Source organism: Achromobacter sp. D7-1, from assembly GCF_059760445.1.
Genome location: NZ_JCBAMT010000083.1, coordinates 1 through 22,015 on the forward strand (window position 1 = coordinate 1; position 22,015 = coordinate 22,015).

General features: G+C 65.5%; 17 protein-coding genes. 13 read left to right on the forward strand and 4 right to left on the reverse strand.

Annotation, left to right across the window (positions count from 1 at the left end; all coding sequences use genetic code 11):
* The first annotated feature begins 215 nt into the window (after positions 1-215).
* The 7 genes from AC6LKD_RS26540 to AC6LKD_RS26570 all read left to right on the forward strand — a co-directional run bounded on the left by AC6LKD_RS26540 (position 216) and on the right by AC6LKD_RS26570 (position 7,866).
* Positions 216-761, forward strand: a complete 546-nt coding sequence (locus AC6LKD_RS26540) for a GbsR/MarR family transcriptional regulator (protein ID WP_013396719.1) — start codon at positions 216-218, stop codon at positions 759-761.
* Between the two features lie 127 nt (positions 762-888).
* Complete coding sequence (locus tag AC6LKD_RS26545; RefSeq protein WP_013396718.1) at positions 889-2,463, forward strand: cytochrome ubiquinol oxidase subunit I; 1,575 nt, start codon at positions 889-891, stop codon at positions 2,461-2,463.
* Between the two features lie 13 nt (positions 2,464-2,476).
* Complete coding sequence (cydB, locus tag AC6LKD_RS26550; RefSeq protein ID WP_013396717.1) at positions 2,477-3,631, forward strand: cytochrome d ubiquinol oxidase subunit II; 1,155 nt, start codon at positions 2,477-2,479, stop codon at positions 3,629-3,631.
* A gap of 16 nt (positions 3,632-3,647) precedes the next feature.
* On the forward strand, positions 3,648-3,773 hold the full coding sequence (gene cydX / locus AC6LKD_RS26555) for a cytochrome bd-I oxidase subunit CydX (RefSeq protein WP_013396716.1): 126 nt from the start codon (positions 3,648-3,650) through the stop codon (positions 3,771-3,773).
* Between the two features lie 77 nt (positions 3,774-3,850).
* Entirely contained in the window at positions 3,851-5,557 is a 1,707-nt protein-coding gene (gene cydD / locus AC6LKD_RS26560) for a thiol reductant ABC exporter subunit CydD (protein WP_498117915.1), read from the forward strand.
* Entirely contained in the window at positions 5,554-7,257 is a 1,704-nt protein-coding gene (gene cydC / locus AC6LKD_RS26565; RefSeq protein WP_492273965.1) for a thiol reductant ABC exporter subunit CydC, read from the forward strand. Before cydD ends, cydC begins: the two co-directional genes overlap by 4 nt.
* A 54-nt stretch (positions 7,258-7,311) precedes the next feature.
* Positions 7,312-7,866, forward strand: a complete 555-nt coding sequence (locus AC6LKD_RS26570; RefSeq protein ID WP_088143241.1) for an adenine phosphoribosyltransferase — start codon at positions 7,312-7,314, stop codon at positions 7,864-7,866.
* Between the two features lie 3 nt (positions 7,867-7,869).
* Here AC6LKD_RS26570 and AC6LKD_RS26575 read toward each other — a convergent pair whose 3' ends face one another.
* Complete coding sequence (locus tag AC6LKD_RS26575; protein ID WP_013396712.1) at positions 7,870-8,760, reverse strand: LysR family transcriptional regulator; 891 nt, start codon at positions 8,758-8,760, stop codon at positions 7,870-7,872.
* A gap of 383 nt (positions 8,761-9,143) precedes the next feature.
* On the opposite strand from AC6LKD_RS26575, the gene AC6LKD_RS26580 reads away from it, so the two are divergent.
* Together AC6LKD_RS26580 and AC6LKD_RS26585 are read left to right on the forward strand one after the other, a co-directional pair.
* Complete coding sequence (locus AC6LKD_RS26580; RefSeq protein WP_013396711.1) at positions 9,144-9,527, forward strand: DUF4148 domain-containing protein; 384 nt, start codon at positions 9,144-9,146, stop codon at positions 9,525-9,527.
* 444 nt (positions 9,528-9,971) lie between these two features.
* Positions 9,972-11,084 (forward strand): porin, encoded by a 1,113-nt coding sequence (locus tag AC6LKD_RS26585; protein ID WP_498117916.1) that lies wholly within the window; start codon positions 9,972-9,974, stop codon positions 11,082-11,084.
* A gap of 174 nt (positions 11,085-11,258) precedes the next feature.
* On the opposite strand, the gene ilvA is transcribed toward AC6LKD_RS26585, so the two are convergent.
* Positions 11,259-12,767 carry a threonine ammonia-lyase, biosynthetic gene (gene ilvA / locus AC6LKD_RS26590; protein WP_013396709.1) on the reverse strand — a complete coding sequence of 503 codons (1,509 nt, stop codon included), beginning with the start codon at positions 12,765-12,767 and terminating at the stop codon, positions 11,259-11,261.
* A 75-nt stretch (positions 12,768-12,842) separates the two neighbouring features.
* On the opposite strand from ilvA, the gene AC6LKD_RS26595 reads away from it, so the two are divergent.
* On the forward strand, positions 12,843-13,379 hold the full coding sequence (locus tag AC6LKD_RS26595; protein WP_013396708.1) for a YqaA family protein: 537 nt from the start codon (positions 12,843-12,845) through the stop codon (positions 13,377-13,379).
* Between the two features lie 132 nt (positions 13,380-13,511).
* Complete coding sequence (locus AC6LKD_RS26600; protein ID WP_498117917.1) at positions 13,512-17,471, forward strand: DUF3683 domain-containing protein; 3,960 nt, start codon at positions 13,512-13,514, stop codon at positions 17,469-17,471.
* A 77-nt stretch (positions 17,472-17,548) separates the two neighbouring features.
* On the opposite strand, the gene AC6LKD_RS26605 is transcribed toward AC6LKD_RS26600, so the two are convergent.
* A complete protein-coding gene (locus AC6LKD_RS26605; protein ID WP_498117918.1) occupies positions 17,549-18,517 on the reverse strand; it encodes a Bug family tripartite tricarboxylate transporter substrate binding protein in 969 nt (322 codons plus the stop codon).
* Positions 18,518-18,645: 128 nt separating this feature from the next.
* Positions 18,646-19,365 (reverse strand): YggS family pyridoxal phosphate-dependent enzyme, encoded by a 720-nt coding sequence (locus AC6LKD_RS26610; RefSeq protein WP_498117919.1) that lies wholly within the window; start codon positions 19,363-19,365, stop codon positions 18,646-18,648.
* Between the two features lie 199 nt (positions 19,366-19,564).
* Between AC6LKD_RS26610 and AC6LKD_RS26615 the strand changes: the two genes are divergently transcribed.
* Positions 19,565-20,806: an aminotransferase-like domain-containing protein gene (locus tag AC6LKD_RS26615; protein WP_498117920.1), complete on the forward strand. Its 1,242-nt coding sequence runs from the start codon at positions 19,565-19,567 to the stop codon at positions 20,804-20,806.
* A gap of 192 nt (positions 20,807-20,998) precedes the next feature.
* Positions 20,999-22,015, forward strand: a complete 1,017-nt coding sequence (locus AC6LKD_RS26620) for an amino acid ABC transporter substrate-binding protein (protein ID WP_013396703.1) — start codon at positions 20,999-21,001, stop codon at positions 22,013-22,015.

Below are 22,015 nucleotides of genomic sequence, written 5' to 3' on the forward strand. Positions count from 1 at the left end.
GCCCACGGGCTGGTGGCCGCTTTCGTTTGGGCGCGGCAATCCGGAAGACAGGCCGTCGCCGCTGCGATGCGATGTCTTGCGCCCATGCCCCTGGGGCCAGTGTGGTTTGCGCTTTCGCATAGTTTGTTCGATAATTTCAGAAATTTCTGAAAGCGGTGTAACTGTTTTTGTCTTCCCGGGGCCGCGGCCCTGACTTTGCCGGTGTAGCCCGATCCATGGCCCTGTCCCCTCAAAACGAACGCTTCGTCCTGCATTTCGGCGAAATGGGCAGCCGATGGGGCGTGAACCGCACGGTCGGCCAGATCTACGCTCTGCTGTTCCTGGCGCCCAAGCCGCTGAACGCCGACGACATCGCCGAGACCCTCGGCTTTTCGCGCTCCAACGTCAGCCTCGGGCTGAAGGAGCTGCAATCCTGGCGCCTGGTCAAGCTCATCCATCAAGTCGGCGACCGCCGCGACTACTTCGAAACTCCCAAGGACGTCTGGGAGATCTTCCGCATCCTGATGGAAGAAAAGCGCAAGCGCGAAATCGATCCCACGCTGACCCTGCTGCGGGACACCCTGCTGGAACGCCCGTCAGGGCCCGATGAGGCCTACGCGCAACAACGCATGAACGAAATGCTGGAGCTGATCGAACTGTCCACGGGATGGTTCGATGAGGTTCAACGTCTGCCGCCAGAAACCCTGCAGAACCTGATGAAGCTCGGTTCGAAAGTGCAGAAGGTGCTGGGTTTCGCCGGCAAATTGCGGGGCAAGGGCTGACCTTGATCCGCCCCGATTTTTCAGGAAACCTCTATGAAGTTGTATGCAACGCTCGTAACATGGCGCGAGAGACGGCCTGGGAACCATGCCGGTTGCCGCGGCACCTCAACTGCTTGGGAGCGACCCAATGATTGATCTCGACGTCGTAAATCTGTCGCGATTCCAGTTTGCCGCGACCGCGCTCTACCACTTCCTCTTCGTCCCCCTCACGCTCGGCCTGTCGTTCATCCTGGCCATCATGGAAAGCGTGTACGTCATGACCGGCCGCCCCATCTGGAAGCGGATGACCATGTTCTGGGGCACGCTGTTCGGCATCAACTTCGCCTTGGGCGTCGCCACCGGCGTCGTGATGGAGTTCCAGTTCGGCATGAACTGGTCCTACTACAGCCACTACGTGGGCGACATCTTCGGCGCGCCGCTGGCGCTCGAAGGGCTGATGGCCTTCTTCCTGGAAGCCACCTTCGTCGGCCTGTTCTTCTTCGGCTGGAACCGCATGTCCAAGGTCAGCCACCTGGTGGTGACCTGGCTGGTGGCGTTCGGCACCAACTTCTCGGCGCTGTGGATCCTGATCGCCAATGGCTGGATGCAGAATCCGGTCGGTTCGATCTTCAATCCCGACACCATGCGCATGGAGATGACCGACTTCGCCGCGGTGATCTTCAACCCTGTGGCTCAGGCCAAGTTCGTGCACACGGTCAGCGCGGGCTATGTCGCGGGCGCCATGTTCGTCATGTCGATCAGCGCCTGGTACCTGCTCAAGGGCCGCCATATCGATCTGGCCAAGCGCTCGATGGCGGTCGCCGCCAGTTTCGGCCTGGCCTCGGCGCTGTCGGTCGTGGTGCTGGGGGACGAAAGCGGCTACCTCACCACCGAACACCAGAAGATGAAGATCGCGGCCATCGAGTCCATGTGGCATACCGAGCCGGCCCCCGCGTCCTTCAACCTGATCGCCATTCCCAACCAGGCCGAGCGCAAGAACGATTTCGCGATCGAGATTCCCTACGTCATGGGCATCATCGGTACGCGTTCGCTCACCACGCCGCTGCTGGGCATCGACGATCTGATCCGGCGCGCCGAAAATCGCATCCGCGACGGCATGGTGGCCTATGAAGCGCTGCAGAAGATCCGCGCCAATCCCAAGGACGTGGACGCGCGCATGGTTTTCGACAAGACCTGGCCCGACCTGGGCTATGCGCTGCTGGTCAAGCGCTACCAGCCCGACATGAGCAAGGTCACCGAAGACGACATCAAGAAGGCCGCCGTCGATACCGTGCCCAACGTGGCGCCGCTGTTCTGGGCGTTCCGCATCATGGTGGCGGTGGGCATGTACCTGATCCTGTTCTTCGGCGTGGCTTTCTGGCTGGCCTCGCGCGGGCGGCTGGACAGCCGGCGCGGCCTGCTCAAGGTGGCGCTGTGGAGTTTGCCGCTGCCCTGGGTCGCGATCGAAAGCGGTTGGTTCGTGGCCGAATACGGCCGCCAGCCCTGGGTGATCGAAGGCGTGCTGCCGACCTACTACGCGGCTTCCGGCCTGACCATCGTCGACCTGGCCATCAGCCTGACCATATTCCTGGTGCTGTACACGGTGCTGCTGATCATCGGCGTGAAGGTGATGCTGCACGCCGTGAAGGCGGGACCGAAATCCGATGGGCCGGCGCCCGGCTCTGCCGCCGCCGATCCGGTGCGCGCCGCGGTGCGAGCCTGAGGGAGAGACAGCGATGGATACTCTTATTCCTTTCGACTACGGCACGCTGCGCGTGGTCTGGTGGGTGCTCTTGGGCGCCTTGCTCATCGGCTTCGCCGTCATGGACGGCTTCGATCTGGGCGTGGCCGCGCTGTTGCCCGTGGTCGCCAAGACCGACATCGAACGCCGCGTGGTGATCAACGTGGTGGGGCCGGTCTGGGAAGGCAACCAGGTCTGGCTCATCACGGCGGGCGGCGCCATTTTCGCCGCCTGGCCACTGCTGTATGCGGCGTCGTTCTCCGGCTTCTACCTGGCGATGATGCTGGTGCTGATTGCGCTGATCCTGCGGCCTGTCGGTTTCAAGTACCGCAGCAAGATGGAAGGCACCAGCTGGCGCAACCGCTGGGACGGCGTGCTCTGTTTCTCGGGCGTGGTGGCTTCGCTGGTGTTCGGCGTGGCCATGGGCAACATCATCCTGGGCGTGCCGTTTACCTTCGATCCGGTGACCTTGCGTCCGATCTATGAAGGACACTTCTACCAGCTGTTCATGCCGTTCGCGCTCTTGGCCGGCGTGCTCAGCGTGGTGATGCTGGCCATGCACGGAGCCGTGCTGCTGGCCTGGCGCACGGAAGACCCGATCTCGTCGCGGGCCCGCAACTGGGGCAGGCTGTGCGCCTTGCTGACCGCGGCGCTGTTCGCGGCGGGCGGCTTCTGGGTGGCGGGCGGCCTGCCTGGCCATGTCATCACCAGCGCGGTGGACATGGCCGGTCCGTCGGATCCCATGCTCAAGACCGTGGCGGTGCAGAACGGCGCCTGGATGGCCAACTACGCGAAATGGCCGCTGATGTGGATCGCGCCCGCGCTGGGCGTGGGCGGCGCCTTGCTGGTGGTGCTGCTGCTGACCGTGCGCGCCAATGTGCTGTCGTTCCTGGCATCCGCGATTTCGATCAGCGGCGTGATTTTGACGGTGGGCTTTTCGCTCTTCCCCTTCATCATGCCTTCGTCGACGAAGCCGCAGGCCGGCCTGACCATCTGGGACGGTTCGTCCAGCCACTTGACGCTGTGGATCATGGTGATCGCGGTCGCCATCTTCCTGCCGCTCATCACGGTTTACACCTCATGGGTGTACCGCGTCATGCGCGGCAAGGTCACCCACGAATCGGTGGGCGACACGCCCAACTCATACTGAAAAAGGAGCCTCCACCATGTGGTATTTCTCGTGGATACTCGGTCTGGGCCTGGCGTGTGCCTTCGCCATTCTCAATGCAATGTGGTTCGAGCTGCGCGAGGGGCATACGCATGACCCGCGCGCCAGCCGCAATGACGCGTGAGCGGCGGCACTAGCAGCCTCGAGCACGATCCCTCGGCAACTCTGGACAAACCGCCGCGCGCACAGTCGCGGTGGTTGATGGCGCTTGCCAAGGCGGCCAGGTTGCCGTTGATGCTGGCGGGCGCCGCGCCCCTCTTGAGCGGCGTCTTGCTGGTGGTGCAGGCCTGGCTGCTGGCCAGCGTGCTCGATGCGGCCATCGTCAGGCAAGTACCCCGGCAAGAACTGCTCGGCGACATCCTGGTCATAGCCGGGCTGATGCTGTTGCGCGCCTGCATCACCTGGGCGGGCGAGCGCGCCGGCGCGGACGCGGCCGAGCGCATCAAGCGCCATGTGCGGCTATCGCTCTTCAGGCGCCTGGTGCAAAAAGGTCCTTATTGGAGCCGGGGGCAGGCGTCCGGGGAGCTGGCCAGCGCAGTGGTGGATCAGGTCGAAGCGCTGGATGGGTTCTTTGCCAAGTACCTGCCCGCCATGGCCGCGGCGGCCATGCTGCCGGTCGCGTTTTCCGTGGTGTTGTTGCCAATGGACGTGATCGCCGGACTGGTCCTGCTGATCACCGCGCCGCTGATACCCCTGTTCATGGCCTTGGTCGGCTGGGGCGCCCAGGGCGCCAGCCGCAGGCACCTGCGCGCCTTCGCCCGCTTGTCGGGCTTTTTCGCCGACCGGCTGCGCGGCCTGTCCACCCTGAAGCTATACGGCCGCGCCGAGGCTGAGGCAGCGTCGGTCGTGGCGGCCAGCGACGCGCTGCGCCAGCGCACGATGTCGGTGCTGCGCATTGCCTTTCTTTCATCGGCGGTGCTGGAGTTTTTCGCGGCGCTGGGCGTGGCCGGGGTGGCGGTCTACATTGGATTGACCTATCTGGGATTCCTGGACCTGCGCTGGTCGCCGCTGACCTTGCAGGCCGGGTTGTTCTGTCTGCTGATGGCGCCGGAGGTCTATGCGCCGTTGCGCCAGTTCGCGGCGCATTATCACGACCGCGCGGCCGCGTTGGCGGCGGTGTCGCAGATAGCGCTGCTGTTCGATGGCCTGCCGCAAGAAGGCGATGGCCAGGCCGGTGGCGGATCTGGCCCGCGCAATCTTGCCGAGGCCGCCGCAGGCCCAGGACGCATTTCCGGGCGCCCTGGCTCAGGCGCTGCCCTTGCCATCGTAGGCTTGAATCTGGACGTGCCGGGCCGCGGCTTGGCGGTGCTTTCGGACGCCTGTCTGACGCTGGCGCCGGGCGAGCACGCCGCGCTGATGGGACCCAGCGGCATTGGCAAATCCTCGCTGATCGAGGCGATCGCACGCCTGCGTCCGTTCCGGGGGGACATCCGCATCGACGGCGTGTCTCTGCCCGAATGGGACGAGGCGGCGTTGCGCCAGCGCGTGGCGCTGATCGGTCAGAAGCCGCAGCTGCTGGCCGGTTCCATCGCGGACAACATCCGTCTGGGCCGCCCCGACGCTACCGATGCCGAAGTGCAGGCCGCCGCGCGCCGCGCCTGTGTGCTGGAGTTCGCCGAGGCCTTGCCGCAAGGGCTGGCGACGCCATTGGGCGGCCGCGGGCACGGCCTGTCCGGCGGCCAGGCGCAGCGCGTCGCGCTGGCGCGCCTGTTCCTGCGCGATCCGGGGCTGATCCTGCTGGATGAGCCCACGGCGCATCTGGACGAGGCCACGCAAGCGCGCGTGCTGGACGAGATCCTGGAATTCGCCGCCGGCCGCAGCTTGCTGTTGGTAACGCATGCGCCGGCAGTGGCGGCCCGGTTGGGCCGGACCCTGCGTGTGGCCGGCGGAAAAGTGGAAGACGCATGAAGAATCTGTTGTTGCTCCTGCCGCTGTATGCGCGCCGTAAAAGCGGGCTTTTACTCGCATTGTTCTGTGCGCTGGCGACGGTGGCCGCAGGCGTGGGCCTGTTGGGCGTTTCGGGCTGGTTCCTGACCGGTGCGGCGCTGGCGGGGGCGGGCGGCGCGTTCAATCTGTTTGCGCCGTCGGCGCTGGTGCGCGGCTTGTCGTTCCTGCGCATCGTGGCACGCTACGCTGATCGGGTGGTCGGCCATTCCGCCACGCTGCGCCTGTTGGCGGACTTGCGCGCGAAGGTGTTTTCGGCACTGATCCGGCTCACGCCGCGGCAACTGGCGCGCTATCGCGATGGCGACCTGGTGGCGCGCATGACGGGCGACGTCGACGCGCTCGATACGGTTTTCCTATTTGTGCTGGCGCCTCTGATCACCGCGGTGCTGGCGGGCGCGGTGCTGACCGCGGTGCTGGGTCTGTGGGTGCCCGCCGCCGCGCTGGCGTTGGCCCTGGCTTTGCTGGTGGCCTGTGTGCTGGTGCCTTTGTGGCTGCTGCGCGCCGCGCGCAAGCCGGGCGTGGCGGCCCAGGAGAGCGCGGCGGGGCTGCGCGCCGCCACGCTGGACGCGGTGGACGGGCACGCGGACATGGTGGCCCTGCATGCGCAGGCGCAGACGGCCGCGCATTTCGAACGCCTGTGCCAGGCCAGCGCGTTGGCCCGCCGCAGCCAGGCGCGGGTGGCGGTACGCGGGCAGTTCTTCCTCCAGGCCGCCGCCAGCGCCTCGGTGCTGGCCTTGCTCTGGTTCGGCCTGGACACGCTGGAAGCGGGGCGGATAGAAGGCCCCGCGCTTGCCGGGCTGTTGCTGGCGGTCATCGGAATCTTCGAAGTGGCCGGTCCCATCATGCGCGGGGCATCGCGCATGGGCTCGGCCATATCGGCGGCGGCGCGCATCCGCGAAGTCACGCAATGCGAGCCAGACATGCAGGATCCGCCCGCGCCTCGCGCTTTGCCCGACAGCGGCGCGGTGGAGCTGGATGGCGTGCGCTTTGCTTATCCCGCCCGAGGGGCTGGTGCCAGTCCGCTGGTGCTGGACGACGTCACCCTGCGTGTGGCGCCCGGTGAGCGGATCGCCATCGTAGGGCCAAGCGGTGCGGGCAAGTCGACCTTGCTGCACCTGCTCTTGCGTCTGGAGGATCCACAGGCGGGACAGGTGCGTTTCGGCGGCTGCGACGCGCGCGCCTGTGCACAGGCCGATTGGCACCGGCGCATTGCGCTGCTGTCGCAGGACGCGCCGGTGTTCCTGGGGACTTTGCGCACCAACCTGCTCATCGGCGATCCCGACGCGGATGACGCCGCCTTGTGGCGCGCGCTGGACGCCGCGAGGCTGGGCGATTTCGTGCGCGGCCTGCCCGATGGCCTGGATACCTGGGCGGGTGAGACGGGTTCGCAGTTGTCGGCCGGGCAGGCGCGCCGCCTATGCCTGGCGCGCGCGCTGTTGTCGCCCGCGGCGGTCATCGTGCTGGACGAGCCGACCGCAGGGCTGGATCGCGAGGCCGAAACGGCATTCTTCGCTGACCTGGCAGGCGCCGTGGGAGGACGCGCCGTGGTGCTTGCGACCCACGCAGCCTTGCCTCCCGGGGCGGTCGATCGCCGCTATGTCTTGCAGGGCGGCCGGCTACAGGAATGTGAATGGTCATCGGGGACGGCAATCCTGGCTTAAGCGCGGTTGCGAGGTTATAGTTCGCCTTGCTTCAATTCTTCAGGGCCGTCTTCCATGCAGACCGACAACGCCGAGTACATCCGGCGCACCATCCGCAGCGTTCCAGACTGGCCCCAACCCGGTGTCATATTTCGCGACATCACGCCCGTGCTGCAGGATCCTCGCGCGTTCCGGGTGCTTATCGATCTCTTCGTCTACCGCTACATGCGCCAGCGCCTGGACCTCGTGGCCGGCGTGGACGCGCGCGGCTTCATCGTGGGCAGCGTGCTGGCCTATGAGCTCAATCTGGGTTTCGTGCCGGTGCGCAAGAAGGGCAAGCTGCCGTTCCGCACGGTGGCCGAGGAATACTCGCTGGAGTACGGCAACGCGTCGGTTGAAATGCACACGGATTCCGTGCGCACCGGCCAGCGCGTCCTGCTGGTGGACGATCTGATCGCCACGGGCGGCACCATGTTGGCCGCCATCAAGCTGCTGCAGCGCCTGGGCGCCAACGTGGTCGAGGCGGCCGCCATCATCGACCTGCCCGACCTGGGCGGCTCCGCGAAGGTCGCCGCCACCGGCACGCCGCTCTACACCGTCTGTCAATACAGCGCCGACACCGCCGCGTAGGAACTACGCGTCCGACAGGCGCGGCTGGATAAAGTCCAGGAACGCCTTGGTCTTGGCCGGCAGCATGCGCGAAGGCAGTAGCGCGAAGAGGGGCAGGGGCGTCAGGCTCCACTCCGGCAGCACCCGCACCAGACCCGCCTGCTTGATGGCGCGTTCCATCGCGTCGAAGACCAGCAGCGGTGTGATGCCCAGGCCTTGACCGGCCAGCCGTCCGAGCATGCCGACGTTGTTGGCCGAAAGTCGCCCCGACACCTGCACCCGTTCCACCTTGTCGCCCGAATGCAGCATCCAGAAGGATGACTCCTCGCGCATGGTGGGGCGTAGGCATTCGTGATGGCTGAGATCCGCCGGCACGCGAGGCTCGCCGTGGCGCGCCAGGTACTCGGGCGAGGCATATAGCTGGTGGGCCATCAGCACGATCTTGCGCGAGATCAGGCTGGAGTCCGGCTGCTGGCCGAAGCGCAGGATCAGGTCGAACGGATTGCTGATGGGGTCGATCGGCCGCATGCTCAGATCGAAGTCGCATTCGATGTCCGGATGCTGCTCGCGGAATTCGCTGATGACGGCCGGCAGGAACAGCTGCGCCAGGCTGGTGGGCAGCGAGATGCGCAGGCGTCCCTTGGGCTGCACCGCCATGTCCAGCAGTTGATCGTGCGCGATGCGCGCTTCTTCCACGATATGGCGGCAGCGCTCGAAATAGATGGCGCCGGCCTCGGTCAGGTCGATCTTGCGCGTGCTGCGGTTGAGCAGCCGCATGCCGATGCTGCGCTCCAGTTCACTGACGCGGCGCGAGAGCGTGGACGTCGGAATATTCAAGGCTTCGGCGGCGTGGCTGAAGTTCTTGCGCTTGGCGACTTCGACAAACAGAGCGATGTCGTTAAGCTGGATATCCATGAGGCCCTCGAAGTTCAAAATTCCATTTCTGGCAGATTTGTATGATAAATGGAATCATTGTCCCGCCAGTAGAAATGTCTATTTCCCTGCGCTGAACGGTGCATCTACCAGATCAATCGCACATCTTCCGTTACCCAGCTTGCTTGCGGCTGAATGGAGGCATGACTTGCCGGTGCATGATCGCCTTCCATCGTGTGCAGAAAATGCGCAGATTCTGAGGGTGGCGACCAGTAATTGTCCCATTCATGCAAATATGTTCCCCAAAATAAGGGTTTTTACTAAGCTCCAATCGCCAGATACTTCGTCCCAGCAATCAAATTGTCATATCGCACCTGCCAGCCTGGCAGAAGACGATGTGCAAGGTTTAGGATGGAGTCATCGCAATGAAAGCCCTAGCTACCGCACTTATGGTTACCGCAACGCTGGTGGGTATGTCCGCCGCTCACGCCGATGGCAAGACGCGTGAACAGGTCCAACAGGAACTGCAAGCCGCCAAGGCCGCCGGCCAGGTCACGTTTGGTGAACTGGATTACCCGCCCGCCGCCGTCGAGCGCACCAGCCTGACGCGTGAACAAGTCCAGCAAGAACTGCAAAGCGCCAAGGCCGCCGGCCAGGTGACCTCGGCCGAACTGGACTACCCACCCAAAGCTGCCGTGTCGCAAACCGCCGGCAAGACCCGCGAACAAGTCCGCCAGGAATTGGCCGAAGCCAAGGCCCGCGGCGAGTACACCTTTGGCGAACTGGATTACCCGCCCCAAGGCCGCTAAGCCGTCCAGCAGGCAAGAAAAGAGCCCCTCCCGATGCAGAGGGGCTTTTTTACGCTAGGTGGAAGGGCGAACGGCCCGTGAGCCAACTGCCGATAGTGTCGCGTTTTCGCATCAGAATTGTGCGGGCCAATCAACAACTCTTGTTGGTCGTCTGGCCTCGGCAGCAGAATATCCCAGGCCCGTCCAATATTTTGCGAGCCTTAATTCGCATTTGATATCAACGTGTTAACGCAGGTTTCCAAAGAGAGCAGCTGGTAAGTAGGCCGTCATTATCCCAACCATGGAAAGTAGTTCTTCGAAATCCGGGTTACTTCGAATTGGCGCAGGCTGGACACTGGCTTCAGTGCATGCGCCGCTAACTTGTTCGCAGCGGCACGCAGATTCCCGCCCCTGTGTGCGGTGGGTTTGCGGTTTGCCTTTCATCTCGCCATTTTGGGGACTTATATGAAGAAGACGCTATTGGCTGTCGCGCTGTTGGCTGGTTTTGCCAGCGTTGCGCAAGCCGCAGACTCCGTGACGCTGTACGGCTTGATCGACGCTGGTATTGGCTACGAGAAGGTCAAGTTCGACGGCAATTCGCAAAGCCGCTTCGGCGGCGTGCAGGGCGTGAGCAGCGGCTCGCGGTTCGGCCTGCGCGGCACTGAAGATCTGGGCGACGGCCTGCGCGCCGTGTTCACCCTGGAAGCCGGTCTTGGCCCCATGAATGGCAAGTCGCTGCAAAACGGCCGCCTGTGGGGCCGCCAGGCCACCGTGGGCCTGGACAGCGATACCTGGGGCCGTCTGGAATTCGGCCGCCAGACCAACCTGGCTTCCAAGTACTTCGGCTCGATCGACCCGTTCTCGATCAGCTACAACACCGCCAACATGGGTACCACGTTCGGCAGCGCCAACACCATGCGCCTGGACAATATGGTCCTGTACCAGACCCCCAGCATGGGCGGCTTCAAGGCGGGCATCGGCTACTCGTTCAGCGCCGATGACGCGGTCAGCGATACATCGCAGACCGGCTTCCAGACCGGCAATAACAACCGCGTGCTGACCGCAGGCGTGCAGTACGTCAACGGCCCGTTGAACCTGGCCGCAGCGTATGACCGCTTCAACCCGTCCAACGGCCAGACCGGCGGCAAGTCCGAAGCCCGCATCCAGGAATACATCCTGGGCGGTTCGTATGACTTCGAAGTCGTGAAGGTTGCGGCGGCATTCGGCCAGACCCGCGACGGCTGGTTCGTCGGCCAGAACATGGGCACCACGCCCGCTGGCATGCAGAACCTGGGTACGTTCAAGCTGGCTGACGGCTTCCGCGCCAATTCGTACATGATCGGCGCCACCGTGCCGCTGGGCCGCCACTCGGTCTTCGGTTCGTGGCAGCGCGCCACCGCCAGCAACGACAAGCTGACGGGCGACGACGCGACGTTCAACGTCTACAGCCTGGGCTACACCTACGACTTCACCAAGCGCACCAACCTGTACGCGTACGCCTCCTACGGTGACAACTACGCGTTCCAGCGCGATGCGACCGACACGGCAGTCGCCGTCGGTGTGCGTCACCGTTTCTAAGCGATAGGACGTCCGGCAAGACCTTGCTGAATGCGCGGCTCATCTCCGTGGGCCGCCGAGTGACAGCGAACCTCCGCGACTGGTTGCCGCCGGACGTTTCTTGAGCAGGGAAGGGAAGGGCCTCCGCAAGGAGGCCCTCTCGTTTTTTTAGGCGCCCGCGTGAAGGGCGTGGATTTAGAGGAACAACTTGTAGGCCGGGTTGTCGGTCTCGTTCCAGTGGGGATAGCCCAGTTCCGCCACGAAGCTGCGGAACTGCTTCTTGTCGGCAGGCGGCACCTGGATGCCGATCAGGATGCGGCCGTAATCCGCGCCCTGGTTGCGGTAATGGAACAGGCTGATGTTCCAGTCCGGATTCATGGCGTTGAGAAAGCGCATCAGCGCGCCCGGGCGTTCCGGAAATTCGAAGCGGTACAACAGTTCGTTGCGCGCCAGCGCGGAACGTCCGCCCACCATGTGGCGCAGGTGGGTCTTGGCCATTTCGTCGTGGGTCAAGTCCAGCGTGTCAAAGCCATGGCGGCGGAAGTTGGCCGCGATCTTGTCGGGCTCGGACGCCGAGGACACCTGGATGCCGACGAAGACGTGCGCGCGATCCGCGTCGGAGATGCGGTAATTGAACTCGGTGACGCTGCGCTCGCCCACCAGTTCACAGAAACGGCGGAAGCTGCCGCGCTGCTCCGGCATGGTGACGGCGAACACGGCTTCGCGCATTTCGCCGACTTCGGCGCGTTCGGCCACGAAGCGCAGGCGGTCGAAATTCATGTTGGCGCCGCAGGCGATCGCCACCAGCGTCTTGCCCTTCAGATGGTGTTCGGCCGCATACTGCTTGGCGCCCGCGACCGCCATCGCGCCGGCCGGCTCCAGCACGCTGCGCGTGTCCTGGAATACGTCCTTGATGGCCGCGCAGATCGCGTCGGTGTTGACCACCACGAAGTCGTCCACATACTGGCGCGTGAGCTTGAAGGTTTCGGCGCCCACCATCTTGACCGCCGTGCCGTCCGAGAACAGGCCCACGTCGTTCAACTGCACGCGACGGCCCGCGCGCACGCTGCGCAGCATGGCGTCCGAGTCTTCCGTTTGCACGCCGATGATCTTGATTTCCGGGCGCAGCTGTTTGATGTAGGCGGCCACGCCCGCGATCAGCCCGCCGCCGCCGATGGCGACGAAGATGGCGTCGATCGGGCCGGGATGCTGGCGCAGGATCTCCATGCCCACGGTGCCCTGGCCGGCGATCACGTCGGGATCGTCGAAGGGATGGACAAAGGTCAGCTTCTCTTTCTTTTCCAGGATCTGCGCATGCGCGTAAGCGTCGGAAAAGCTCTCGCCCGCCAGCACGACTTCGCCGCCCAGGCGGCGCACCGCGTCGATCTTGACCTGCGGGCTGGTGGTGGGCATGACGATGACGGCGCGGCAGCCCAGCCGGCTGGCCGCCAGCGCGACGCCCTGGGCGTGGTTGCCGGCCGAGGCCGCGATCACGCCGCGGTTGCGCGCGGCCGGGCTCAGGTTGGCCATCTTGTTGTACGCCCCGCGCAGCTTGAAGCTGAACACCGCCTGGGTATCCTCGCGCTTGAGCAGCACCGTGTTCGAAATCCGTTGCGACAGCAGCGGCGCCGCTTCCAGTGGCGATTCGACCGCGACGTCGTAAACCTTCGAGGTCAGAATGCGTTTCAGATAATCAGTGGACATGGGACAGCGGCTGGCGGCAAGAAGTAGGGAAGTGGGGCAGATTATGCACCCGCGCGCGGCTACACTCGCCCCACTATGGAAGAAAGTCTGTTATCCGCTGTGCATTGGATGCTGGGGGTGCTGGCGCTGCCCTCGGTCGGCCTGTCTGCGATCTTCACGGTCTCGCTGGTGTCTGCGACCTTGCTGCCGCTGGGGTCCGAGCCGGCCGTGTTCGGCTTCATCAAGCTGGCGCCGGACATGTTCTGGCCGGCCATCCTGGTGGCGACCCTGGGCAATACCGCTGGCGGCGCCATCAGCTACGCCATGGGCCTGGGCGCCGAACGCGCCGTGCAACGCTGGAAGGAAAAGCACCCCCATCCGCATCCCGACGCGACCGAGGGCGGACGCATGCGCGGGCGCTGGAATGAGCGCGCCCACGACTGGATCCACCGCATGGGGCCACCCGCGCTGCTGTTGTCCTGGCTGCCCGCCGTGGGCGATCCGCTGTGCGCGGTCGCGGGGTGGCTGCGGCTGTCCTTCTGGCCCTGCGTGTTCTACATGGCCATCGGCAAATTCCTGCGCTATCTGGTCATGACCGCCAGCCTGCTGTGGTTTTTTCCCGGTCAGGTCTAGCGCCGATATTGCAATTAATCGGGGACGCACCATCCCCGCCATTTCCGGATTTCGAGCGCGTCCCTAGGGGTATTAGGGGCCAGACTCGTCCAATGGCATAAAATAGTTTTTTAAGGGCCCCCTCTTGCAGCCATGAACGCCCCACTCGCTAGCCACATCTTGAACGGGGCGATGCCGCCCGCAGCACCCGCGCGCTTGCGCGAAATCCCGTACAACTACACGTCGTTTTCCGACCGCGAGATTGTCGGCCGGTTGTTGGGCGACGACGCCTGGAGCCTGCTGAGCGACCTGCGCGGCGAGCGCCGCACCGGCCGTTCCGCGCGCATGCTGTACGAGGTGCTGGGCGACATCTGGGTGGTGCGCCGCAATCCCTATCTGCAGGACGACCTGCTCGACAACCCCAAGCGCCGCAAGCAGCTGATCGAAGCCCTGCATCACCGCCTGGGCGAAATCGACCGCCGTCGCGAACCGGACGTGCCCGCCGAGGCCGGCCATGATCCGCACCGCGACGAGAAGGTCGTCGGCCTGCTGGCGCGGGCGCGTTCCGCCATTGCCGCGTTCGAGGGCGAGTTCGACCAGACCGCCATGATGCGCAAGCAGGCGCAGAAGGTGCTGGGCCGCATCACCGCGCGCGACAACATCAAGTTCGACGGCCTGTCGCGCGTCTCGCACGTGACCGATGCCACCGACTGGCGCGTCGAATACCCCTTCGTGGTGCTGACGCCGGACACGGAAGACGAAATCGCGGCGCTGGTCACCGCCTGTATCGAGCTGGGGCTGACCATCATTCCGCGAGGCGGCGGCACCGGCTATACCGGCGGCGCCATTCCGCTGACCTGGAAGTCGGCGGTCATCAACACCGAGAAATTCGACAAGCTCGGCAAGGTCGAGTCCTGTTTGCTGCCCGGGCTGACCGAGCCTGTGGCGGTCATCCATGCCGGCGCCGGCGTGGTGACCAAGCGCGTCTCCGAGGCCGCCGAGGCGGCCGGCTTCGTGTTCGCCGTCGATCCGACCTCGGCCGAGGCTTCCTGTGTCGGCGGCAACATCGCCATGAACGCGGGCGGCAAGAAGGCCGTGCTGTGGGGCACCGCGCTGGACAACCTGGCCTGGTGGCGCATGGTCGACCCGAACGGCAACTGGCTGGAAGTCAGCCGCCTGGACCACAACATGGGCAAGATCCATGACGTGGACGTGGCGCGCTTCGAGCTCAAGTGGTTCGACGGCCGCGGCAAGCCGGGCGAGCGCCTGCTGAAGACCGAAACCCTGGAAATCCAGGGCCGCGTGTTCCGCAAGGAAGGCCTGGGCAAGGACGTCACGGACAAGTTCCTGGCCGGCCTGCCCGGCATCCAGAAGGAAGGCTGCGACGGCCTGATCACGTCGGCGCGCTGGGTGCTGCACCGCATGCCGCGCTACACGCGCACGGTCTGTATGGAGTTCTTCGGCCAGGCGCGCGACGCGATCCCGTCGATCGTCGAGGTCAAGGGCTACCTGGACGGCGAAGGCCGCGCCCGCGGCGCCATCCTGGCGGGGCTAGAGCACCTGGACGAACGCTACCTGCGCGCGGTGGGCTACGCCACCAAGAGCAAGCGCGGCGTGCTGCCCAAGATGGTCCTGATCGGCGACATCGTCGGCGACGACGAGGACGCCGTGGCCGCGGCATCCAGCGAAGTGGTGCGCCTGGCCAACACGCGCCATGGCGAAGGCTTCGTGGCTGTCAGCCCCGAGGCGCGCAAGAAGTTCTGGCTGGACCGCTCGCGCACCGCCGCGATCGCGCGCCACACCAACGCCTTCAAGATCAACGAAGACGTGGTGATCCCGCTGCCCCGCATGGGCGAATACACGGATCACATCGAACGCATCAATATCGAGCTCTCGACCCGCAACAAGCTCAAGCTGCTGGGCGAGCTGGACGCCTATCTGTGCACGCCGTTGCCCGTCGGCAAGATCGATGACACGGACGTCGAGACCACCCGCGCCGAAATGCTGGCCGAGCGCACCCGCCAGGCGCTGGAACTGCTGGTCGCCGTCAGGCAGCGCTGGCAGTGGCTGCTGGACAACCTGGACCTGCCGCTGATGCAGGCGCTGCCCGAGCTGCATGGCCTGGGCCTGGGCGAATTGCAGCCGGCGCTGTCGGACCGCCTCGCGGCGCAGCCGGGCGCATGCGTCTTCGACGTGGTGCAGGATCGCACCATCCGCCTGTCCTGGAAGACCGAAGTGCTGGCCGGCTTGCAGCGCACGTTCTCGGGCGCGGCCTACAAGAAGATCGTCGACGAACTGGTCGCCATCCACGGCCGCGTGCTCAAGAGCCGCGTCTTCGTGGCGCTGCACATGCACGCCGGAGACGGCAACGTGCACACCAACATCCCGGTCAACTCGGACGACTACGAGATGCTGCAGGAGGCCCACCAGGCCGTCGAGCGCATCATGCAGATCGCCCGCGACCTGGACGGGGTGATCTCCGGCGAGCACGGCATCGGCCTGACCAAGTACGAATTCCTGACCGAAGCCGAACTGGCGCCGTTCCAGGACTACAAGCGCCGCGTCGATCCCAACGGCCACTTCAACGCCGGCAAACTGATGCCCGGCGCGGACCTGCGCCACGCCTGGACGCCCAGCTTCAACCTGATGGGCCACGAGTCGCTGATCATGCAGCAAAGCGACATCGGCGCCATCTCGGAATCCATCAAGGACTGTTTGCGCTGCGGCAAGTGCAAGCCGGTGTGTGCCACCCACGTGCCGCGCGCCAACCTGCTGTATTCGCCGCGCAACAAGATCCTGGCCACTTCGCTGCTGGTGGAAGCCTTCCTGTACGAAGAGCAGACCCGCCGCGGCGTCAGCCTCAAGCACTGGGAAGAGTTCGAGGACGTGGCCGACCATTGCACGGTCTGCCACAAGTGCTACAACCCCTGTCCGGTCGATATCGACTTCGGCGACGTGTCCATGAACATGCGCGCCGTGCTGCGCCGCATGGGCCGCAAGTCGTTCAATCCGGGCACGGCCAGCGCCATGTTCTTCCTCAACGCCAAGGACCCGGCCACCATCAACGCCACCCGCAAGGCGATGGTGGGCGTGGGCTACAAGGTCCAGCGCGCCGCGCACGACCTCCTGTCGGGCCTGGTGAAGAAGCAGACCGCCGCGCCGCCGGCGACGGTGGGCAAGCCGCCGCTGCGCGAGCAGGTGGTGCACTTCGTGAACAAGAAGATGCCCGGCGGGCTGCCCAAGCAGGCGGCGCGCAAGCTGCTGGACATCGAGGACGCGAACTACGTGCCCATCATCCGCGATCCCAAGGCCACCACGGCCGACACGGAAGCGGTGTTCTACTTCCCGGGCTGCGGTTCGGAACGCCTGTTCTCGCAGGTGGGCCTGGCCACGCAAGCCATGCTGTGGCACGCGGGGGTGCAGACCGTGCTGCCGCCGGGCTACCTGTGCTGCGGCTATCCCCAGCGCGGCAACGGCATGACGGACAAGGCCGAGCAGATCATCACCGACAACCGGGTGCTGTTCCACCGCGTCGCCAACACGCTGAACTACCTGGACATCAAGACGGTGGTGGTCAGCTGCGGCACCTGCTACGACCAACTGGCCGGCTACGAGTTCGACAAGATCTTCCCGGGCTGCCGCCTGATCGACATCCACGAATACCTGCTGGAAAAGGGCATCAAGCTGGAAGGGGCCAAGGGCGTGCGCTACATGTACCACGACCCCTGCCACACGCCCATGAAGCTGCAGGAACCCATGAAGACCGTGCGCGCCCTGGTTGGCGACGACGCCATCAAGAGCGACCGTTGCTGCGGCGAATCGGGCACCCTGGCCGTCAGCCGCCCCGACATCTCCACGCAGGTGCGCTTCCGCAAGCAGGAAGAACTGCTCAAGGGTGATGCCGAGCTGCGCAGCGACGGATTCACCGGCGACGTGAAGGTGCTGACCTCCTGCCCGTCGTGCCTGCAAGGCCTGTCGCGCTATGAGGGCGACACCGGCATGGACGCCGACTACATCGTGGTCGAGATGGCGCGCCACATCCTGGGCGAAGGCTGGATGGAAGAGTACGTGCGCCGCGCCAATGCTGGCGGCATCGAGCGGGTGCTGGTCTAAGCCGGTACGCGCAGCCAAAAAAAACCGCGGCCAGCAATGGCCGCGGTTTTTTTACTTGTGGCAATGCGCCGGAGGGCTTACTCCAGCTTGATGCCGGCCTTCTTGATCACGTCAGCCCAGGCGGTGCGTTCCTGCTCGGCGTAGGCCTTGAACTCCTGCGAGGACAGCGGCATCGGGATCACGCCCATGTCCAGCATCTTCTGCGACACGGCGGGCGACTTCAGCGTGGCGTCCAGTTCGGCCGCCAGCTTCTTGACCACCGGCTCCGGCAGGCCACCCGGGCCGATCAGGCCCTGCCAGGCATAGGCGGTGAAGTTGGGCACGCCTTGTTCGGCCATGGTGGGCGCGTCCGGCAGCGCCGCGACGCGTTCCGGGGTGGCCGCGGCCAGGACGCGCAGCTTGCCGGCCTTGACGTTGGGCAGGCCCGCGGCCAGGTCGATGAACATCACGTCCACCTGTCCGCCCAGCAGGTCCTGGATGGCGGGGGCGGCGCCCTTGTAGGGCACATGCAGCAGGTTGGCGCCGGTGCGCTGCTTGAACAGTTCCAGCGCCAGGTGGTGCGGCGAGCCCGCGCCGGCGGAGGCCGCCGACAGTTTGCCCGGCTCTTTCTTGGCGGCCTGGATCACGTCGTCCACCGTCTTGAACGGCGAGTTGACGTTCACGGCCAGCAGCAGCGGGAACTTGGCGATGCCGCCGATGTAGGTGAACTTGGACGGGTCGTAGGACAGCTTGGCGTACAGCGACGGGTTGAAGGCCAGCGTGCCCGAGTCGGCGGTGCCGACCATGTAGCCGGTAGGTTCGGCTTGGGCGACGGCGGTGGCGCCAATGATGGTGGCGGCGCCGGGACGGTTTTCGACCACGATGGTCTGGCCCAGCGGCTTTTCCATGCCGCCCGCGACCGTGCGCGCCACCACGTCGGCGCCACCGCCCGCCGGGTAGGGCACGATCCAGCGGATCGGCTGGGCGGGCCAGGATTGGGCGGAGGCCGCGCCTGCGGCCAGGGACAGGGCGGCTAGCGCCAACAGGCGCTTCGCGTGCTTATGCATGGGGTGTCTCCAAGTGCGGAATTGAATATGGGCCGGCGCCGCGAGGGGCGCGGGGGCCTGTTATGCGCCGTTATTATGCCTTGCGTCCCCGGCAATAGGCGGATGTTTTGCGCCTTGTTTTCAGCGGCTTATTGCGGGTCCGGGTAGCTGCGGGCGCCGAAGATCGCGGAGCCGATGCGCACTTCGGTGGAGCCTTCCTCGATCGCCAGCTCGAAGTCTCCGCTCATGCCCATGGACAGCCGGTCCAGCGACACGCCGGGCAGGTTTTCCTGGCGCAGCCGGTCGCGCTGCTCGCGCAGGGCGCGGAAGCAGGCGCGCACTTCGGCGGCATCCGGCGAATTCACGGCCAGCGTCATCAGGCCCTGCACGCGCAGCGTCGGGAAGTCGGTGGCGATGCGGCGCAGGAAAGCGGCCACGTCCACGGGATCCATGCCGTACTTGCTCGGCTCGGACGAGGTCTTGACCTGCACCAGCACGTCCAGGGTCCGGTCTTCGTTGGCCAGGCGGCGATGCAGGGCTTCGGCCAGTTCCACCCGGTCCAGCGACTGGACCTCGGCCGCGTCGCGCGCGGCGTCGCGGGCCTTGTTGGTCTGCAGATGGCCGATCAGCACCCATTGCAGGCCCAGGCCGTCCAGCGCGGTGGCCTTCTGGCGGATTTCCTGCGTCTTGTTTTCGCCGTAGCGGGTCAGCCCCAGCGCCATGGCTTCGCGGATGGCATCCACGCCGAAGGTCTTGCTGACGGGCAGCAGGGTCACGCTGTCCGGGCTGCGGCCGGCGCGCGTGCAGGCGTCGGCGATGCGTTGCTGGATCTGGGCAAGGCGCCCGGCCATGGTGTCTACGGCGGTCATTCAGCTCTCTGGTAGGAACGGGATGTCCCATAGTGTAGGACTGCGCAGGATCGTTTCGCCACAGTGCCCGCGCGCGTCGTTGACCCTGTGTAATCGGCAGGCTTAGAATTTGAAGATATTTGTTTATATTTCAATGTTCTATGCCATCCGGCGCCGCCCCAGCGGGCGTCACGGTTTCCCACCTTTACTGTCTCCCGCCATGTCCACCGCAGCGCCTGAATACGCTTTCGCCACGCCTTTCCTGAATCCGCCCGCTTCCCCCATCCGATCGCTCATGCCGTACGCCATGCGTCCCGGCACCATTTCGCTGGCGGGCGGCTACCCCGCGCAGGAACTGTTCGACGTGGACGGCCTGTCGGTCGCATCGACCCAGGTGCTGGCCCGCCTGGGCGCCTGCCTGCAGTATTCCAACATCGACGGCCAGGCCAGCCTGCGCCATGAACTGGCGCGTCTGTCGGCGGAGCGCGGCCTGATCTGCAACCCCGATACCGAGCTGGTCGTGACCGGCGGTTCGCAGCAGGCCCTGGCGCTGCTGACCCGCGTCATGCTGCAGCCCGGCGACCACGCCATCATCGAATCGCCCGCGTTTCCGAATTCCGTGCAGGCGCTGCGTTACACCGGCGCAACGGTGCATACGGTGCAGTCGGGCCCCGAGGGCATCGACGTGGACGCGCTGGACGAACTGGCCGGCCGCATCAAGCCCAAGATGGTCTGCGTGGTGGCATCGTTCTCGAATCCCTGCGGCGCGACCCTGACCCGCGAGCGCCGCCTGCGGCTGCTGGAACTGGCGGTCAAGCACCGCTTCCTGATCGTCGAGGACGACCCCTACAGCGAGCTGCGCTTTGCCGGCGAGGCGGTGCCGCCCATCGCCGCGCTGGCCGAAGGCGAAGCCCGCCACTGGGCCGTGTACCTGGCCAGCATGTCCAAGACCATGGCGCCCGCGCTGCGCATCGGCTGGCTGGTGGCTCCGCCCGAAGTCCGCCGCCGCTGCGTCAGCGCCAAGGCCGCCGACGACATGGCCTCGTCCGCGTGGATCCAGGAAGTCGTGGCCCAGTACCTGGCCAACGGCCGCTACGGCGAGCATGTGCCGCGCATCCGCGCGGCCTACGGCCTGCGCTGCGACGCCATGGCCGAGTCGCTGGCCCGCGAACTCAACGGCCGCGTCACTTTCAGCAAGCCCGAAGGCGGCATGTTCTTCTGGGCCCGCCTGACGGGCGACATCGACGCCACCCGCCTGTTGCCCTACGCCATCGAGCACGAGGTCGTCTACGTGCCGGGCAAGGCCTTCTACGCCGACGCGGCGCAGGCCGACCTGCACGCCATGCGCATGTCGTTCGCCACCATGAACGAAAGCCAGATCGCCCAGGGCATGGTGCGGCTGGGCCGCGCGCTGGACGCGTGCGAAGCCAACGAGCCGGTGTCGATCTCGCTGGCCGCCTGATGCCGGCTTGACGGCGCGCATCCGCCGCCGCCTTGCCTGTTGCTATGCTTTTTGCCTGTCCGCCCTGGCGCTTGCGCGCCGGGGCGCGCATACCTAAATAAGCGCTTGTTATTTGGTTCGAGCGCTTCATGTCTATAAGCTTCTTGCCTCGGCGCGTCCCCGCGCCCGCAAAGCAGAACAGGAAACGAGGTCATGAACATTGCAAAAGGGTTGATCGGCGCGGCGTTGCTGGCGGCAGCGGCGCAGGGTGCGCAAGCAGCCACGCTGGACGTGGTGCGCCAGCGCGGCGCCGTGGCTTGCGGCACGACCACGGGCTTCGCGGGCTTTTCCGCGCCCGACGCGCAAGGCAAGTGGCAGGGGCTGGACGTGGACCTGTGCCGCGCCATCGCCGCCGCGGTCTTCGGCGACGCCAACAAGATCAAGGTGGTGCCGCTGAATTCGCAGCAGCGTTTCACCGCCCTGCAATCCGGCGAGGTGGACGTGCTGACACGCAACACCACCGTCACGCAGCAGCGCGATACCGCGCTGGGCATCATCCACGCCGGCATCAACTTCTACGACGGCCAGGGCTTCCTGGTGCCCAAGTCCCTGGGCGTGAAGAGCGCCAAGGAAATCAACGGCGCCACCATCTGCTTGCAGACCGGCACGTCCAACGAGAACACGCTGGCCGATTGGGCGCGCGCCAACAACGTAAGCTACAAGCCGGTCGTGATCGAGACCTTCAATGAAGTGGTCAACGCCTTTGCCGCGGGCCGTTGCGACGTCTTCAGCACCGACGCTTCGGGCCTGGCCTCGATCCGCATCTCCAAGCTGCAGAACCCCGACGACTACGTGGTGTTGCCCGAGATCATCTCCAAGGAACCGCTGGGCCCGTTCGTGCGCCAGGGCGATGATGCCTGGCTGAACATCGTGCGCTGGTCGCTGTCGGCCATGATCGAGGCCGAAGAGTACGGCGTGTCGTCCGCCAACGTGGACGAACAGGCCAAGAGCGCCAATCCCAACATCAAGCGCATCCTGGGCGTCACGCCTGGCGGCGGCGCCAACCTGGGGTTGGACGAGAAATGGGCCTACAACATCGTCAAGCAGGTGGGCAACTACGGCGAGAGCTTCGAGCGCAACGTGGGCCAGGGTAGCCCCTTGAAGATCAAGCGCGGCCTGAATGCGCAATGGACGCAAGGCGGGCTGATGTACGCGTTGCCGATCCGCTGA